This is a genomic window from Brevundimonas sp. ALps5, from assembly GCF_058681645.1.
Map to the genome: position 1 here is coordinate 2,183,823 of NZ_CM178744.1, position 15,151 is coordinate 2,198,973.

Genomic DNA, 15,151 nt, shown 5'->3' on the forward strand with positions numbered 1-15,151 from the left:
TTTGATGAACATGTTTGCATTATAAACAAGTCTATGAGATACGGCCTCATCCGAAACGGGAGGGGTCGCCATGTCGGCATCCGAAATCGATCGTTCCGAGCGCCTTCACGGCCTCGATGCGCTGCGGGGCGGGGCCCTGCTTCTGGGCGTGGTGCTCCACGCCTCCATGTCCTTCATGCCGGCGCCGATCTGGATCGTCTCTGACGATCAGCAGTCGATCGGGGCCGGGGTGCTGTTCTTCGCCATCCACATCTTCCGCATGGCGACCTTCTTCCTGCTGGCGGGCCTGTTCGCCCATATGATGCTGGGCCGGCGCGGCGTCGGCGGCTTCTTCAAGGACCGCTTCATCCGCATCGGCGGGCCGCTGGGCGTCTTCTGGACCCCGGTGATGGCGGCGATCATCGCCGTCCTGATCTGGAATGCGGTCCGGCAGGCCGCCGGCGCCCCGATGGGCCCGCCGCCCCCGCCGCCGACCTACACCTGGCTGACGATCCCCCTGACCCATCTGTGGTTCCTGTGGGTGCTGATGCTGCTCTATGTCGCCGCCCTGATCCTGCGCGCGCCCTTCGCCATGCTCGATCGCAACGGCGGCTGGGGCCGGACGGTCGATCGGCTGATGGGCGGACTGGCCACGCCGTGGGGCGCCGTCATCCTCGCCGCGCCTCTGGCTCTCGCCCTGTGGGCGGAGCCGAACTGGGTCCCCTTCTTCGGCATTCCGACGCCGGACCACGGGCTGGTTCCGAACCTGAGCGCCTGCGTCGGTTTCGGCGCGGTCTTTGGCTTCGGCTTCCTGCTGGACCGTCGTCGCGACCTGCTGGCGAAGCTGGAAGGCTGGGCGCCGGTGAACCTCGGCCTTGCGGTCGGGGCGGGCGCCACCCTGCTTATGCTCGCGGGCGGTCCGGCGCCGTCCATCGTCCCGGTTACCGATCCGGCGACCAAGGCCATGGCGGCCGCCGCCCTCGGGGTGGCCACCTTCGCCTCGGCCTTCGCCGCGGTGGGGCTGGCGCTGAAGCTCTTCTCCGGCCACAGCGCCCTGCGTCGCTACGTCGCCGACGCCTCCTACTGGATCTATATCGTTCACCTGCCGCTGGTCATGGCCGGACAGGTGCTGATCCAGGACTGGGCCGCGCCCTGGCCGGTCAAGCTGGCGGTCGTGGTCGCGGGGGTTCTGGCGGTCAGCCTCGCCAGCTATGAGCTCCTGATCCGCCACAGTTTCATGGGCCGCTGGCTGAACGGACGGCGCGTGCCCTGGCGGCGCAAGCGGGACGCCGAACTGGTCCCCGCCGAATAGCTTGCCAACCCCGGCCGGCGCGTCCATCCGATGGAGGCGCCGGCCGCATCAGGAATCGCCCTCATGTCAGACAAGTCCACGCCCGAAGCCGATCTCGCCTTCCTGCGCTCCGTTGTGACGGGCGGAGGCCCGGGCGGGCATCTGACGTTGGGCGTCGCCTATCTGGCCGGCGGGCTGCTCTACGGCGGCCAGTGTCTGTTCCACATCGGCCAGATCGCCGGCTGGATCCGCTGGCCGGACCTCGCCAATCTGGCGGTGGTCGTCGCGGTGCCCGTGGCCTTCTTCGTCATCCTGACCTGGGCCATTCTCGAGGACCGTAAGGTCCCCAAGCCGGGTCCGATGGTCACCCGCACCCTGAACGCGGCCTTCAGCGCCACGGGCATGGCCAATCTGGCGATCATCATCGTCTTCGGCGTCGGGTCCGCGCGCGATCATGACTTCGCCGTGTGGCTCTACTACGCGGCGGTGATCTTCGCCCTGCAGTCGGCGGCCTGGTTCGTCGCCTTTACCCTGAAGCGGACGCCGTGGATGTTGGCGGTCTCCATCGGCGGTTGGCTGACGGCGGTGGCGCTGGGCCTGACGGTGCGTCAGGCCCCGATCTATCTCGGCATCTGCACGGTCGCCCTGTTCCTGCTGTTCGCCCTGCCCGGATGGGTCATGCTGCGCGGCGCTCTCGATGCCCGCAAAGCCGCCTGAACCATGGGGCTGAACGATCTCGGACGGATCGACGAGGTCATCCACGGCCGCATGCGGCTGGGGATCATGGTCTATCTGGCTGACGCCGAGGTCGCCGACTTCACCGAGCTGAAGACAGTTCTGGAGGCGACCCAGGGCAATCTTTCCGTCCATATCAAGAAGCTGGAGGAGGCCGGCTATGTCGCCGTCGCCAAGAGCTTCGTGAACAACAAGCCCCTGACCCGGGTCTCGATCACCGACGACGGCCGCAAGGCCTTCGCCGCCTATCTGGAGGCGCTGGGCGGGCTGATCGGCGGGCGCGGCTGATGGCCCCCGTTGTCGTCGATCCGAAGCACGTCCACGCCTTCGCGGGCGAGGCCGCCTTCGATGCCTGGCTGGCGAAGAACCACGATCGCGAGACCGAGGTCTGGATCCGCATCTACAAGGTCAAGTCGGGCGTGGCCTCGATCACCGTCAAGCAGGCGATCGATGTCTGCCTCTGCTGGGGCTGGATCGACGGGATCAAGAAAAGCTTCGACGAGGCCAGCTTCCTGCAGCGCTACACCCCGCGCGGGAAGAAGAGCGTCTGGAGCCAGGTCAATGTCGACAACGTCGCGCGCCTGACCGAGGCGGGGCGGATGACCGGCCACGGCCAGGCGCACATCGAGGCGGCGAAGGCCGATGGCCGCTGGAACGCCGCCTATCGCATCAAGGGTTCGACCCTTCCCGAAGATCTGGTGGCGGCGGTCGAAGCCGTACCCGCTGCGAAGACGACGCTTGAGTCCCTCAGCGCCCAGAACCGCTTCGCCCTGATCTTCCGGCTTCAGGCCCTTAAGACCGAGGCGGGGCGGCACAAGGCCATCGCCCGGTTCGTCGACATGCTGGCGCGGGGTGAGACGATCTATCCGCAAGGGACGCCCAAATGAACCGCGTTCAGGTTATGGGCATCGTCAATGTCACCCCGGACAGCTTCTCGGACGGCGGGCGGCTGGCGACGGTGGAGGCGGCGGTGGCCCATGCCCTGTCGCTGGTCGAACAGGGCGCAGACGTCCTCGACGTCGGTGGAGAGAGCACCCGGCCGGGCGCTGAGCCGGTCAATGTCGCCGAGGAGATCGCCCGCACCCTGCCGGTGATCGCGGGCGTCCGCGCACAGTGGGCGGGGCCGATCAGTATCGACACCCTCAAGCCCGAGGTGGCGCGCGCCGCCGTCGGTGCCGGAGCGACGATCTGGAACGACGTCTCGGCCCTGAGCTTTTCGCCCGACAGTCTGGCGACGGCGGCGGCCCTGCGCTGCGACGTGGTCCTGATGCATATGCAGGGCGAGCCGCGCACCATGCAGGCGGCGCCCGTCTATAATGACGTGGTCGCCGAGGTCGTCGGCTATCTGGCCGCGCGCGCGACGGCGGCGGCCAAGGCCGGGGTGGCCCGCGAGAAGATATGGCTGGATCCCGGCATCGGCTTTGGCAAGACCACGGCCCACAACCTGACCCTGACGGCGCGGCTGGAGGCGCTCGTCGATCTGGGCTTCCCCGTCCTCTACGCCGCCAGCCGCAAGCGGACGATCCTCGGCGTCGACGAGACCGCAACCGATCCCGCCGACCGGCTGGGCGGGTCGCTGGCCCTGATGCTGGAGGGGGCGCGGCGCGGGGCGAAGATGGTCCGCGTCCACGATGTGCGCGAGACGGTTCAGGCCCTGAAACTGTGGGCGGCCGTCAGCTCGGCAGGTTGATCTGCCAGGACACGCCGAAGCGGTCCTGCACCCAGGCGAACCGTTTCGAGAAGCCATAGTTTCCGGCCGGCATCATGGTCTTGCCGCCTTCGCCGAGCGCCTCGGCCAGGGCGTCGACCCCGGCCTCGGTCTCGACCGTCAGGAAGGTCGAGGTCGAGGGGGTGAAGGTGAAGTCGTGCACGGGCGGCGAGTCGTTGGCCATGATCTCCAGCCCGGCGATCGACAGTCGGGCCATGGCGACCTTGCCGTCCGGGCCCTTGTGCAGGGCGGACACGACGGCGCCCGGAATGACCTCTGCGTAGAAGGTCAGGGCCTCCTCACAATCGCCCTGGAACATCAGGAAGGGGGCGGCGGCGGTGATCATGGGTCAGCTCCGGAGGGTGGCGTCGGCGACGGCGGACAGGTTGTCGAGGATCATGGACCAGCCGGCGGCGCTGCGCTCGGCATAGGCGGCCCAGGCGGGGGCGAGGCCGTGGCTGAGGACGACGACGCAGCCGTCTCCGTCGGGCGCGAAGGTCACAGTGACGCGTGTCGGTTCCTCCGGAGCCTCATCGACCCAGAAGTCGAAGACGATGCGGGCCGGGCGTTCGATCTGCACGAACCGTCCGAAGTGGCGCGCCAGGTCGTCGCCGCGCCGTTCGAAGATGGCGAAGGCGCCGCCGACGACGGGATCATAGTCGGTCTTCTCCATCACGCCGTCGGGCGTATGGAACAGCCACAGCCCGACCGTCGCCGGATCGAGAAAGGCGTCGAAGACCCGCTCGGGCGGGTAGCGGAAACGCTTCTCGACGCGCACTTCAACGGGATCGCTCATTCGCTCCAGCCCTCCGCGTGATGGTCGGGATGGCGGTCGACGACGAAGCGCGGCGCGATTCCGTGCTCCAGCCAGATCTTGGCGCCGGCGAGCACCAGGGCGAAGCCGCCGGTGGAATCCAGCGCCTTCGCCACGCCGTCGGCGTCATCGTTGAACCCCCGGTTCTCTACGGTGACCCAGGTGTGATCACCACGCGGTTCGAACCGCCATTCGACCTCGGTCGGGGTGCTGCGATTATCCCAGTCGATCAGGATGCGGCGGTCGGGCTCGACCGCCTTGACCGCGACCTCGGTCGAGGCGCCGTACATGGCCCAGGTCCAGTTGACGACGGCGCCGGGCTCCAGCACGCCCGTACTGTCGGTGAACCAGAAGCCGGTCGTCACCGCCGGGTCAACGAAGGCCTGAAAGACCTCCGTGACCGGCCGGCGGATCAGCATCCCGGCCGTTGCGACGGGCGGGGCGACGGGCGCCGTCACGCGGTCCGCCAGTCGTTGGAGTAGGGCTTCTCGTCACCCGCGTTCGGGTTTTCGATACGCTCGGCATAGGCGTCGCGCAGGGCGAACCAGCGGTCCCAGCTCCACGGATGGCGCACGCCTCTGATGGCGTCCTCCAGCCCTTCCATATGGTGCTGCCAGCCGGCGAGGACGTTCTTGCGCCCGCTCTCCCAGGTCGAGGGCACGCGGTGGGCGAGGATCAGGTGGGTGCCGTCGCCGTCGGGCTCCAGCCGCCAGGAGACGACCGAGTCCGGATTGCTGCCGAAGGTGTGCTCGAACAGGGTGTAGGGCCGCACGGTCAGGACTTCGTTCGACTGGCGGCGCTTCTCCGGCACGTCCGGCATGAAGTCGTTATCCGGTTGGCGGAAATGCAGCTCCATCCTGCCGCCCGGGACTGTCTCGATCTCCGCGTCGGCCAGCCAGCAGGCGAGGCCCTCGGGCGTGGTCAGAGCCTTCCAGACGCGCTCGGGCGAATGCCGCAGGCGGCGTTCGAAGCCGATGATCCAGCCATCGCCGTCTTCGCGGATCGTGCCGGCGTCGGTGCCGGGAAGCGTTTCAACGAGAGTATCGGTCATTGCGGAAACTCCTTGTCCAGATGCGCCTCAAGGGCGTCGAGCTTGTCGCTCCAGAAGCGGCGATAGGGGGCGAGCCAGGCGTCCAGCTCGGCCAGGGGGGCGGGGTTCAGGCGATAGAGGCGGCGGTTGGCGTCCTTGCGCACCGTCACCAGACCGGCGGCGCGCAGCACGCCCAGATGTTTCGACACCGCCGGCTGGCTGATCGGCAGGGCGGCGACGAAGTCCCCGGCGGGGCGTTCGCCCTCGCGCAACAGACCCATGATGGCCATGCGGTTCGGTTCGGACAGGGCGAGGAGGGCGTCATGCATGTGAATAACTAATCAGCTATATAGCCATAATGCAATATATGATTTTCTTGCCCTTGGTCGGGGGCTGACGCATCAGGACGGCATGACCGCCGAATCCTCCCAGATGCCTTCCGAGAAGCCCGGCCGCGTCCTCATCATCGCCGGCTCCGACTCGGGCGGCGGGGCCGGGATCCAGGCCGACATCAAGGCCGTGACGATGCTGGGCGCCTATGCGGCGACCGCCATCACGGCCATCACGGTTCAGAATACGCTGGGCGTGACAGGGGTGTTCCCCCTGCCGCTCGACCTCATCGAACAGCAGGCGCGGGCCGTGCTGGACGACATCGGCGCAGACGCCATCAAGACCGGCATGCTGGGCACGGCCGAGACGGTCGAGCGCGTCGCCGCCATCCTGGATACGTCCGACGCCGCCGTGGTCGTCGATCCGGTCATGGTGGCCAAGGGTGGAGCCTCGCTGCTGGCCAATGATGCGGTCGAGGCGGTGAAGCGCCTGATGATCCCGCGCGCGACGCTCCTGACGCCCAATGCGCCCGAGGCCGAGGCCCTGACGGGGCTGACGGTCGCCGATCTGGACGGCCAGCGCCGCGCCGGCGAGGCCCTACTGGCCATGGGCGCGAAGGCGGTGCTGATGAAGGGTGGCCATGTCGACGGGCCGACGGTGATTGACCTCCTGATGACCCCATCCGGCGAGACCCTGCTGGAGGGGCCGCGCATCGACACGACCAGCACCCATGGCACCGGCTGCACCCTGGCCAGCGCCTGCGCGGCGGGTCTGGCCAAGGGTTTGCCGCTGGAGGTCGCCGTCGCCGAGGCCTGGGCCTATGTCGCCGAGGCCATCCGCCGCGCGCCGGGACTGGGCCACGGCCACGGCCCCCTGGATCACGGCTGGCCGGTGAGGGGACGATGAGCGATCTGGAACAACGACTGATCGAGATCGTCCGGAACTATCCAGACCTTATGCACGTCATGACCACCGTGAGGTCTCTTGACCTGCCCGACTGGCTGATCTTCTCCGGTTCGGTCTATCAGAGCGTCTGGAATGCACAGACAGGTCGTGAGCCGGGCTATGGCGTCAACGATTTCGACCTCGGCTATTTTGACACGGACACCAGCTGGGACGCCGAGGACGTGGTGATCAAGCGCGTCGCCGCCGCCTTTGACGAGCCGCTGCGCAGTCGGGTCGAGGCCCGCAACCAGTGCCGGGTGCCGATCTGGTTCAGGTCCAAGTTCGGCGAGGACTACGATTCGATCGCCTGCACCGCCGAAGCCCTGCCGCGCTTCGTCGCTCCGGCCTTCGCGGTCGGTGTCCGGCTGGAGGCGGATGACAGCATCACCATCGTCGCCCCGTTCGGTCTGGAGGACGCCTTCGACCTGGTCGTGCGTCCCAACCCGGATCGGCCCCTCGCCAAGGACTGGGCGAAGATCGCCACCAAGATTAAGACGCGCTGGCCCGAGGTGTCGGTGGCTGAGGTCCAGGTGGCCCTTACCGCGTCCTGACTTTTCGCGTATCGTTGTTCCCTGTCGTATGCGAGGGGGAAGACGCGATGACGATGACGGCCGCGCCGGTGGCGGTGAAGGAGCGGTTCGGCTCCATGGATGTGCTGCGGGGCGTCGCGGTCTGCGGCATCCTGCTGATGAACATCCCCTTCATGGGCATGCTGGGCGACTCGGGGCGACCGCCGCTGCCCGCCGCGCCCAACCTGGACTGGATCGCCTTCACTATCCAGGACGTCGTCTTCTCCGGGTCGATGCGGGGGATGTTCACCCTGCTCTTCGGGGCCGGGATGCTGATCATGCTGCGCCGCGCGGACGAGCCGGGCGGCGAGAATGCGATCTCGGCCTATCTGACGCGCTGCTTCGCCCTGATCCTGCTGGGGGTAGCCAACTTCGCGATCTTCCTGTGGCCCGGCGAGATCCTGTTCGCCTACGGCGTGGTCGGTCTGGCCCTGCTCCTGTTCAGGAAAGCGCCGCCCCGGCTGCTGCTGACGGCGGCGGCGGCCTCGCTGGTGGTCCTGACCCTGAGCTTCGCCATCCCGGTGATCGACCGGGCCGCCGCCCTGCGCGACGCCCCCGCCGCGGCTGCCGCCAAGGCCGAGGGCAAGACCCTGACGGACGATCAGAAGGCCGCGTTGAAGATGCAGGCGCGGGGCGCCGAGGTCATGCGACCGCCCGCCGCCAAGCTGGAGAAGGAGCGCCAACAGCGCACCAGCTTCCCGGGGGTCGTGGTCTGGAGCACCAAATTCTGGGCCCAGTTCAATCTCAGCCGCAACGGTATCTTCGGCCTGCTGGAAAGCCTCGGCTTCATGCTGATCGGCATGGCCCTGTTCCAGAAGGGCTATCTGACCGGCCAGAAGCCGCTCAAGGTCTATGTCGGGCTGATGGTGGGGGGTTACGGCCTGGGTCTGGCCATACGGGGTGTTCAGGCCTTCTGCGCCTGGACGACGGCCTATGAGCTGAACCCGTACCAGATGCTCTGGGGCGCCTTTCTGTACGAGGTCGGGCGACTGCCGATGACGATCGGGCTGCTGGGTCTGGTCATGACCCTCTATCAGGTGGACGCCTTCGGCAGACTGGCCGACGGCATCAAGGCTATCGGCCGCATGGCCCTGACCAACTATGTCGGCCAGTCAGTGATCACGGCGATCCTGTTCTACGCCTTCGGCCTGCTCGGAAAGTTCGGCTTCGCCCAGCTGATGGGGATCGCCGCCCTGATCTGGATCGCCCAGGGGATCTTCAGCGTCCTGTGGCTCAGGGTCTTCGAGATGGGACCGCTGGAATGGCTGCTGCGCATGCTGACCTATGGTCAGAAGACTCCCATTCCCCGGGTCACGCCGGCCCCGGCGGCGGTCCCGGCGCCGGCGGAATAGGGCTTCGGGTTTTCAGTCTGCCACCGCTGGTCTAGGCAACGACCATGCGCCAGTGGACCATCGACGCCTTCGCCGACCGACCCTTCATGGGCAATCCGGCCTGTGTGGTCGAGCCGTTCGACGTCTGGCCCGCCGACGGCTGGATGCAGGCCCTGGCCATGGAGAACAACCAGTCGGAGACGGCCTTCCTGCGCCGGACGGCCGATCCGTCCCGTTTCGACCTGCGCTGGTTCACCCCGGCGATGGAGGTCGATCTGTGCGGCCATGCCACCCTGGCCTCCGGTGCGGCCCTGATGACGGAGATCCACCCCGAACTGACCGCTGTCAGCTTTGACACCCGGTCAGGCCGCCTGATCGTCCGCAAGGCGGCCAAGGGCTTCGAAATGGATCTGCCGGCTGATCCGCCTCGCCGCACCGGTCCGGTCGAGGGGCTGGCCCAGGCTCTGGGGGTCGAACCGGTCGAGGTCTGGGCGGGCCGTTATCTGGTGGCGCTCCTGCCGGATGCGGCGGCGGTGCGGGCCTGTGCACCCGACTTCAAGGCTTTGAGCGGCTTACAGGGCGAGGCCGGGGAGGGTGGTCAGGTGATTGTCGCGGCCCTGTCAGGTACGGGTCTGTCGGATCAGGATGACGTCGATGTCGTCGACCGCTTCTTCGGCCCCGGCTGCGGTATCGACGAGGACCCGGCGACGGGATCGGCCCACTGCATCCTCGCGCCTCTCTACGCCGACCGGCTGGAGCGTTCTGTGGTCAGCTTCCGGCAGGTCTATCCGGGCCGGGGCGCGCGCTTCGAGACCGAGGTCGCAGGCGGTCGGGTCCTGATCCGGGGGCGGGCGGTGACCGTGATCGAGAGCCGGCTGCGGCTGCAGCCCTGACTGAACAGCGAAAGGGCGCGACCCTTTCGGATCGCGCCCTCTGTTTTCAGACCGGATGGTCCGGATTAGCCGCGACGCCAGTTAGCCCCGGCGATTGTCGCGGTCGTTGCGCTCGTAGCGGATCTGGGCCGACAGGCGGTCGAAACGGCGATCCAGATCGGCGCGTTCCCAAGCGCTCAGACCGCCGCGGCGGTAGTTCGCCTCAAGACGGACAAGGCCGTTGAACTCGGCGCGCAGCCGACCGGCTTCACGGCGGCTCAGCGAACCGTCGCGCAGACCCCGATCGATGCGGCGGTCCAGATTGACCTGACGCTGGTTGATCGACTGCCAGCTGCCGTAGCCGGTGGAGACGACGGGCGGGCGGTTCGGGCCGTGGTTCGGGCCGTAAGGGCCATGATAGGACTGAGCGGCGGCGGGGATGGCGGCGGCCGACGTCGCGGCCAGAACCAGGGCGGGGACAATCATCTTCTTGAACATCGGATCACTCCTCGGTGTTTCTGTTCGTCGGGGGCCGGGTGGCCAGCGATGACTGCAGATAACCACCCCCCGGCTGAGCCCGACCTGAACAGGCCGCGTCAGGTTCGGTTCATGTGCATGACAAATGCGCAAGACTGACATTGGTGGGATGTGCGAACCCCTTCGACATCCCGACAAACCGCCTTACAGTGCCGTTCAGGCCTCGTTCAGGGCCAGTGACGCATAAACACCTCCATCATGACCCGCGCTCTCGCCATCACCCTGGCTTTTCTTGTCGCCGCCGCGCCCTTCAGCGCCGCGTCCGCGCAGGATCGTGGCAATCGCGGAGACGACCGTGGCCCGCGTCAGGAACAGTCCCGTGATCAGGGCCGGGAAGGCCGTCAGATCAGCGAGGCCCAGGCCCAGTCCATCGCCCAGTCCCGCGCGCGCGGCGCCCGCTTCGTCGGCTCGCGCGGCCTGCAGGGCGGCTCCTATGTCTTCGTTTTCGACGACAATGGGCGGATCTTCCAGATCTCGGTCTCGGCCAGCGGAAATTGAACCCAGGTTTCGGGAGCTTCTGAATGCGTATTCTTCTGGTCGAGGACGACGTCGATCTGTCGCGTCAGCTGAAACAGGCGCTGGGCGACGCCGGCTATGCGGTCGATCACGCCGCTGACGGCGAGGAAGCCCACTTCCTCGGCGACACCGAACCCTATGACGTCGTGGTGCTGGACCTCGGCCTGCCCAAGATCGACGGCGTCTCGGTGCTGGAGCGCTGGCGTCGCGACGGCAAGACCACGCCGGTGCTGATCCTGACAGCGCGAGGCGCCTGGTCGGACAAGGTCTCGGGCTTCGACGCGGGCGCCGACGACTATCTGACCAAACCTTTCCACACCGAGGAACTACTGGCCCGTCTGCGCGCCCTGCTGCGGCGCTCGGCGGGCATCGCTTCGGCGACCCTGTCGTGCGGCGGCCTGCGTCTCGACCCGCGCGCGGCCCGGGCCACGGTCAACGGCGAGCCCCTGCGCCTGACTTCGCTGGAATACCGGCTGCTGCATTACATGATGATGCATCAAGGCCGGGTCATCAGCCGGACGGAGCTGGTCGAGCACCTCTACGACCAGGACTTTGACCGCGATTCCAACACCATCGAGGTCTTCATCGGCCGGGTGCGCAAGAAGGTCGGTCCGGACCGCATCGAGACGGTGCGCGGCCTCGGCTATCGCCTGACGCCCCTGCCGGGCGAATCCGAAGCGGCGTGAGCGAAACTCCGCTCAGCGAAGCCGCGTCCGAGCCGGCCAAGCCGTCTGGTCCTGCAGATTGGGGGCGCTGGTTCGGGCGGCCCGGCCGCAGCCTCACCCGGCGCCTGATCCTTCTCGCCTGCGGCTGGATCGCCCTGGCCCTGATCCTGACGGGCGGCGTCCTGACCAGCCAATATCAGGAAAGCGCGCTTCGGCGGCTCGGCTTCATGCTGGGCGACACCATCGACGAGGTGGTGCTGGCCACCACCGCCACCCCGGACGGCGGCGTCCATGTCGACGAGATCAAGGACGCCCCGACGCTGCGCGGCCTGTCCGGCAAATACTGGATGATCGCCGAATACGACGAACAGGGCGGCTTGCGCGTCATCGAGCGGTCGCCGTCGCTGGCGGGCGAGACCCTGTTCATCGATCCCGAACTGCCCAGGCGGTTGAAGTCCGAGTTCGGCATCCTGATTACCTACAACGACCTCGTCGGGGTGCTCAGGCCCGCGCACAGCCAGCCCTTACGCGTCGCCGCCAGCCTGAAATCCATCCCCGACCGGTCGGCGCCCCTCGTCTTCATGGCGGGCATCGACCGGTCCGACATCGATCTCGATACGCGTCAGTTCGCGACCTTTACCTGGACGGCCCTGTTGATCCTCGGCCTCGGCCTGGTGGTCGCCGTCTTCCTGCAGGTCCAGATCGGCCTGCGCCCCCTGTTCGGGCTGAGGAACGAGATCATCAATGTCCGCAAGGGCAAGGCGGCGCGGATCGAGCGCGCCTATCCGCTCGAAATCGCCCCCCTGGCCGAGCAGGTGAACCGGCTGCTGGACCATAATCAGGAGGTGGTTGAGCGTCAGCGCACCCACGTCGGCAACCTGGCTCACGCCTTGAAGACCCCGCTGTCGGTCATGCTGGCCGAGGCCTCGGACCCGCAGAGCGACCGGGACAAGATGGCCGATCTGGTCCGCCGCCAGACCGAGGTGATGAAGGGTCAGGTCGACCATCACCTGCGCCGCGCCCGCGCCGCCGCTCGCGCCGCCCACGGCCTGGGCGAACGCACGCCTGTTGGGGAGGTGATCGACGAACTGGCGGTGATGCTGGAGCGGGTCTTCCAGTCCAAGGACGTGGAGATCGACTGGCGCGCGCCTGACGAACTCGGCTTCCTCGGCGAGCGGCAGGACCTGCAAGAGATTCTAGGCAATCTGATCGAGAACGCCTGCAAATGGTGCAAGCGCCGGGTCCGGGTCTCGGCCGGCCCCAGCGGCCTCGGCCAGATGATCGTGGTGGTCGAGGACGACGGCCCCGGGCTGCCCGAGGACCAGCGCGAAACGGCCATGAAACGCGGCCAGCGCATGGACGAGGACGCGCCCGGATCGGGTCTCGGCCTGTCGATCGTCGACGACCTGACGCGCGCCTACGGCGGCCGTCTAACCCTGGCGGCTAGCGACATGGGGGGGCTGAAGGCCATCCTTGAGTTGCCGGCGGCCGAGGCCTAACCCGTTAAGGTTCCTACGTAATCCGTTAACCCTGCGCTCGTATTCTGGACGCTGACAGGCGTTTACGTGGGGTAGAGTCTGAATGGCCGAACTGTCGGTCGCTCATCGTATGGCCCTGGCCCAGGTGGTCGAGGGGGTTCCGGATCGCACGCTGCGTCAGCTGTCGCTCGCCGTCTCGGGCATGCCCGGCGACAAGGCGCGTGCGCTGGAAGCCATGCTGGCGGCCGAGAGCATCGACCGCGTGCGTCGCGCCCGCGGCTTCGCCGCCCTGACCCCCCTGTTCCGACCCCGCGCCGACGGTATCGAGGCCATGACTTTCCCGCCCGGCGTCCTGCCGCGGCTCTGGAAAATCGCCTCCAGCCGCGAACCCAATCTCCTGCCGCTTCTGGATGATGACGACGAGCGCGAGATCGCCCGCACCACCGCCGTCTGCGTCCGCCTGTACGCCGCCGCCGCCGCCGCCGTGCGTGATCGCCCCGCCGAGGTCTGGCCGGCCGCTCTCGGCGATCCGGCGAAGCGGGAAACGGGGCTTGAGGATCTGGCCCATTGCTGCGATTTCGGCGGCCTGGTCTATCGCGCCCTGCCGTCGCTGAAGGCTTGGGTCGGCCGCCCGAACGGAGATCAGGTCGCCGAGCTCAGGCTTCTGGTTCGCGACGCCTCCGAGATGCTGCCCGACGGCGCGGAGCGGCTGATGGACATTCTGTTCGCCCATCTGGCCGACGCCTCCCTCGTTCTCCGGCTGATGATTCACGCCTCGACCAGCGCCTCGCGCGGCAATCTGCTGTCCGAGAGCGAGCTGGCTGTCTTCATCGACCGGCTGGTGGCGGGTCTTGAAGGGCGCTGCGCCCGCATCGTCGCCTTCCGCATCGGCGACGGCCCCGAGGGTCTGAAGGACGATCTGGAATGGTGCGCGGAGGTCTTCAAGGAGATCGAGGCGACCGTCCACCTCGACCGCGAAGGCGACTGGGGCAAGCGGCTGCGCGAGGTTCGTGTCCGCATCGGCAAGCGGCTGGGCGAACTGCTCAGCGGGGTGACAAAGCTGGTCGACAAGGCCACGCCGATGCACAAGGTCCAGACCTCGGGCCGGATGACTCGCAAGGCGCCGCACCTCGAACTGCCGCTCGACGCCGCGACGGTGCAGTCGGCGAAGGACGCCCTGAAGATGGTCGGCCTTGTACGCAGCTTCGCCGGCGCGTTCGGCTGCGAGTCCCAGCGTCTGGCCCTGGTGCAAAGCCTGACGGTTCATCTCAGCAGCTATGCCGACCTGATCATCGAGGACGTCAACTCCGGTGACGCCCCGGACGAGACCCAGGCCATCGACCGCGCCGCCATGATGGCCGACCTGCTGGAGCAGATCGACGCCTTGACCGAGGCGCGCGCCATCCGTCGTCGCACCGCCGTGGCGGGCGGCCCGGCCCCGATGAAACTGTCAGCCTGAGCTCTGGAGGAGAGGTCTCGCCGCCGCTTCCGGGATCGGCTAGAGCGGGTCCATGACGGCCTTCTGGATCATGACCGCACTGGCGACCGCGATGGCGGCGCTGCTGGTGCTGACCGGCGCGCGGCGTGGCGTCGACGCCGTGGTCGATGTCGAGCCGGACGCCGCCGCGCGAGAGCTGGCCGAGCTGGATCGGCTGAAGGCGCGTGGGCTGCTGACCGAGGAGGCCTGGGCGGCCGCGCGGGCCGAGGCCGGTCGCCGCCTGCTGGCCGACCGCACCGGGCCGATGGCGTTGCGCGCCCACCCCGCCGACCGGCGCCGGGTTCTGGGCGGGGTCGTGCTGACGGCGGTGGTGGCGCTCGGCCTCTACTGGGGCATAGGCAAGCCCGGCTACGGCGACCAGACCTATGATCGCCGCGTCGACGCCTGGGGCGCCTCGGCTGAGCCGCTGGAGGCTGAACAGGTGGCGGCGGTCCTGACCCGCGAGGCGAGGCTGCGCCCCGACGACCGCCAGATCCTGACCATGCTGGGCGCGGCCCGGTTCGCCGCCGATGACCCCGTGGGCGCGGCCTCGGCCTTCCGCCGGGCGCTGGCGATGAATCCCGACGATCCCCGCACCTGGGCGCGGCTGGGCGAGAGCCTGGTCCGGTCGCAGGACGGGGCCGTCGGCGCCGACGCCGAGGCCGCCTTCCGGGAAGCGTTGAAGCGCGATCCCGGTCAGTTGGGCGCCCTGTACTTCCTCGGCGACGCGGCCCTGACGCGCGGCGACCGGGCCGGCGCGCTGACCCTGTGGACGCCACTGATCAAGACGCTGGATCCCGCCGATCCGCGCCGCGTGGAACTTGAGAAGCGGCTGGCGAGCGCGGCCCGATGACCTCTTTCAGCCGCTGTCGCG

General features: G+C 68.1%; 20 protein-coding genes. 14 read left to right on the top strand and 6 right to left on the bottom strand.

The window, feature by feature from the left end; genetic code table 11:
* Positions 1-70 precede the first annotated feature (70 nt).
* The 5 genes from ACW172_RS10615 (at position 71) to folP (ending at position 3,695) form a co-directional block, all read left to right on the top strand.
* The gene (locus tag ACW172_RS10615; protein WP_492031503.1) at positions 71-1,291 is read left to right on the top strand and encodes an acyltransferase family protein; all 1,221 of its coding nucleotides are present in this window, start codon (positions 71-73) and stop codon (positions 1,289-1,291) included.
* Between the two features lie 63 nt (positions 1,292-1,354).
* On the top strand, positions 1,355-1,987 hold the full coding sequence (locus ACW172_RS10620) for a hypothetical protein (RefSeq protein ID WP_492031504.1): 633 nt from the start codon (positions 1,355-1,357) through the stop codon (positions 1,985-1,987).
* Positions 1,988-1,990: 3 nt separating this feature from the next.
* The gene (locus ACW172_RS10625; RefSeq protein WP_492031505.1) at positions 1,991-2,293 is read left to right on the top strand and encodes a winged helix-turn-helix domain-containing protein; all 303 of its coding nucleotides are present in this window, start codon (positions 1,991-1,993) and stop codon (positions 2,291-2,293) included.
* Positions 2,293-2,892, top strand: coding sequence for a YdeI/OmpD-associated family protein (locus tag ACW172_RS10630; protein ID WP_492031506.1), 600 nt, complete (start codon positions 2,293-2,295; stop codon positions 2,890-2,892). Before ACW172_RS10625 ends, ACW172_RS10630 begins: the two co-directional genes overlap by 1 nt.
* On the top strand, positions 2,889-3,695 hold the full coding sequence (folP, locus tag ACW172_RS10635; protein WP_492031507.1) for a dihydropteroate synthase: 807 nt from the start codon (positions 2,889-2,891) through the stop codon (positions 3,693-3,695). Before ACW172_RS10630 ends, folP begins: the two co-directional genes overlap by 4 nt.
* Here the strand turns inward: folP and ACW172_RS10640 are convergent.
* From ACW172_RS10640 to ACW172_RS10660, 5 genes are read right to left on the bottom strand one after another with little or no spacing between them, the layout of a single operon-like run.
* A complete protein-coding gene (locus tag ACW172_RS10640; RefSeq protein WP_492031508.1) occupies positions 3,679-4,059 on the bottom strand; it encodes a VOC family protein in 381 nt (126 codons plus the stop codon). The two genes, folP and ACW172_RS10640, sit on opposite strands and share 17 nt — an antisense overlap.
* A gap of 3 nt (positions 4,060-4,062) precedes the next feature.
* Positions 4,063-4,509 carry an SRPBCC family protein gene (locus tag ACW172_RS10645; protein ID WP_492031509.1) on the bottom strand — a complete coding sequence of 149 codons (447 nt, stop codon included), beginning with the start codon at positions 4,507-4,509 and terminating at the stop codon, positions 4,063-4,065.
* Entirely contained in the window at positions 4,506-4,985 is a 480-nt protein-coding gene (locus ACW172_RS10650; protein WP_492031510.1) for an SRPBCC family protein, read from the bottom strand. The genes ACW172_RS10645 and ACW172_RS10650 overlap by 4 nt, the downstream gene beginning before the upstream one ends.
* On the bottom strand, positions 4,982-5,578 hold the full coding sequence (locus ACW172_RS10655) for an SRPBCC family protein (RefSeq protein WP_492031511.1): 597 nt from the start codon (positions 5,576-5,578) through the stop codon (positions 4,982-4,984). Before ACW172_RS10655 ends, ACW172_RS10650 begins: the two co-directional genes overlap by 4 nt.
* Positions 5,575-5,886 (bottom strand): ArsR/SmtB family transcription factor, encoded by a 312-nt coding sequence (locus ACW172_RS10660; RefSeq protein ID WP_492031512.1) that lies wholly within the window; start codon positions 5,884-5,886, stop codon positions 5,575-5,577. Before ACW172_RS10660 ends, ACW172_RS10655 begins: the two co-directional genes overlap by 4 nt.
* A 103-nt stretch (positions 5,887-5,989) precedes the next feature.
* Here ACW172_RS10660 and thiD point away from each other — a divergent pair, with 103 nt between their 5' ends.
* Genes thiD through ACW172_RS10680 form a run of 4 tightly spaced genes read left to right on the top strand, consistent with a single transcriptional unit; the run spans position 5,990 to position 9,625 of the window.
* Positions 5,990-6,793, top strand: coding sequence for a bifunctional hydroxymethylpyrimidine kinase/phosphomethylpyrimidine kinase (gene thiD / locus ACW172_RS10665; protein ID WP_492034973.1), 804 nt, complete (start codon positions 5,990-5,992; stop codon positions 6,791-6,793).
* The gene (locus tag ACW172_RS10670; protein WP_492031513.1) at positions 6,790-7,383 is read left to right on the top strand and encodes a nucleotidyltransferase family protein; all 594 of its coding nucleotides are present in this window, start codon (positions 6,790-6,792) and stop codon (positions 7,381-7,383) included. Before thiD ends, ACW172_RS10670 begins: the two co-directional genes overlap by 4 nt.
* Before the next feature lie 47 nt (positions 7,384-7,430).
* Positions 7,431-8,753 carry a DUF418 domain-containing protein gene (locus tag ACW172_RS10675; RefSeq protein WP_492031514.1) on the top strand — a complete coding sequence of 441 codons (1,323 nt, stop codon included), beginning with the start codon at positions 7,431-7,433 and terminating at the stop codon, positions 8,751-8,753.
* A 44-nt stretch (positions 8,754-8,797) separates the two neighbouring features.
* The gene (locus ACW172_RS10680) at positions 8,798-9,625 is read left to right on the top strand and encodes a PhzF family phenazine biosynthesis protein (protein WP_492031515.1); all 828 of its coding nucleotides are present in this window, start codon (positions 8,798-8,800) and stop codon (positions 9,623-9,625) included.
* Between the two features lie 81 nt (positions 9,626-9,706).
* Here the strand turns inward: ACW172_RS10680 and ACW172_RS10685 are convergent, their stop codons facing one another.
* The gene (locus ACW172_RS10685) at positions 9,707-10,102 is read right to left on the bottom strand and encodes a hypothetical protein (protein ID WP_492031516.1); all 396 of its coding nucleotides are present in this window, start codon (positions 10,100-10,102) and stop codon (positions 9,707-9,709) included.
* A 237-nt stretch (positions 10,103-10,339) separates the two neighbouring features.
* Here ACW172_RS10685 and ACW172_RS10690 point away from each other — a divergent pair, with 237 nt between their 5' ends.
* The 5 genes from ACW172_RS10690 to ccmI all read left to right on the top strand — a co-directional run bounded on the left by ACW172_RS10690 (position 10,340) and on the right by ccmI (position 15,130).
* A complete protein-coding gene (locus tag ACW172_RS10690) occupies positions 10,340-10,639 on the top strand; it encodes a hypothetical protein (protein WP_492031517.1) in 300 nt (99 codons plus the stop codon).
* A gap of 23 nt (positions 10,640-10,662) precedes the next feature.
* The gene (locus tag ACW172_RS10695; protein ID WP_492031518.1) at positions 10,663-11,343 is read left to right on the top strand and encodes a response regulator transcription factor; all 681 of its coding nucleotides are present in this window, start codon (positions 10,663-10,665) and stop codon (positions 11,341-11,343) included.
* A complete protein-coding gene (locus ACW172_RS10700) occupies positions 11,340-12,821 on the top strand; it encodes a sensor histidine kinase (protein ID WP_492031519.1) in 1,482 nt (493 codons plus the stop codon). The genes ACW172_RS10695 and ACW172_RS10700 overlap by 4 nt, the downstream gene beginning before the upstream one ends.
* 82 nt (positions 12,822-12,903) lie before the next feature.
* Positions 12,904-14,259, top strand: a complete 1,356-nt coding sequence (locus tag ACW172_RS10705) for a hypothetical protein (protein WP_492031520.1) — start codon at positions 12,904-12,906, stop codon at positions 14,257-14,259.
* A 52-nt stretch (positions 14,260-14,311) separates the two neighbouring features.
* Entirely contained in the window at positions 14,312-15,130 is an 819-nt protein-coding gene (gene ccmI, locus ACW172_RS10710; protein WP_492031521.1) for a c-type cytochrome biogenesis protein CcmI, read from the top strand.
* The last annotated feature ends 21 nt before the right edge of the window (positions 15,131-15,151 follow it).

Excerpts from the sequence above, each read along its gene's own strand:
- ACW172_RS10615 (WP_492031503.1), top strand. The coding sequence starts at position 71 with ATGTCGGCATCCGAAATCGATCGTTCCGAGCGCCTTCACGGCCTCGAT.
- ACW172_RS10620 (WP_492031504.1), top strand. The coding sequence starts at position 1,355 with ATGTCAGACAAGTCCACGCCCGAAGCCGATCTCGCCTTCCTGCGCTCC.
- ACW172_RS10625 (WP_492031505.1), top strand. The coding sequence starts at position 1,991 with ATGGGGCTGAACGATCTCGGACGGATCGACGAGGTCATCCACGGCCGC.
- ACW172_RS10630 (WP_492031506.1), top strand. The coding sequence starts at position 2,293 with ATGGCCCCCGTTGTCGTCGATCCGAAGCACGTCCACGCCTTCGCGGGC.
- folP (WP_492031507.1), top strand. The coding sequence starts at position 2,889 with ATGAACCGCGTTCAGGTTATGGGCATCGTCAATGTCACCCCGGACAGC.
- ACW172_RS10640 (WP_492031508.1), bottom strand. The coding sequence starts at position 4,059 with ATGATCACCGCCGCCGCCCCCTTCCTGATGTTCCAGGGCGATTGTGAG.
- ACW172_RS10645 (WP_492031509.1), bottom strand. The coding sequence starts at position 4,509 with ATGAGCGATCCCGTTGAAGTGCGCGTCGAGAAGCGTTTCCGCTACCCG.
- ACW172_RS10655 (WP_492031511.1), bottom strand. The coding sequence starts at position 5,578 with ATGACCGATACTCTCGTTGAAACGCTTCCCGGCACCGACGCCGGCACG.
- ACW172_RS10660 (WP_492031512.1), bottom strand. The coding sequence starts at position 5,886 with ATGCATGACGCCCTCCTCGCCCTGTCCGAACCGAACCGCATGGCCATC.
- thiD (WP_492034973.1), top strand. The coding sequence starts at position 5,990 with ATGCCTTCCGAGAAGCCCGGCCGCGTCCTCATCATCGCCGGCTCCGAC.
- ACW172_RS10670 (WP_492031513.1), top strand. The coding sequence starts at position 6,790 with ATGAGCGATCTGGAACAACGACTGATCGAGATCGTCCGGAACTATCCA.
- ACW172_RS10675 (WP_492031514.1), top strand. The coding sequence starts at position 7,431 with ATGACGATGACGGCCGCGCCGGTGGCGGTGAAGGAGCGGTTCGGCTCC.
- ACW172_RS10680 (WP_492031515.1), top strand. The coding sequence starts at position 8,798 with ATGCGCCAGTGGACCATCGACGCCTTCGCCGACCGACCCTTCATGGGC.
- ACW172_RS10685 (WP_492031516.1), bottom strand. The coding sequence starts at position 10,102 with ATGTTCAAGAAGATGATTGTCCCCGCCCTGGTTCTGGCCGCGACGTCG.
- ACW172_RS10690 (WP_492031517.1), top strand. The coding sequence starts at position 10,340 with ATGACCCGCGCTCTCGCCATCACCCTGGCTTTTCTTGTCGCCGCCGCG.
- ACW172_RS10695 (WP_492031518.1), top strand. The coding sequence starts at position 10,663 with ATGCGTATTCTTCTGGTCGAGGACGACGTCGATCTGTCGCGTCAGCTG.
- ACW172_RS10705 (WP_492031520.1), top strand. The coding sequence starts at position 12,904 with ATGGCCGAACTGTCGGTCGCTCATCGTATGGCCCTGGCCCAGGTGGTC.
- ccmI (WP_492031521.1), top strand. The coding sequence starts at position 14,312 with ATGACGGCCTTCTGGATCATGACCGCACTGGCGACCGCGATGGCGGCG.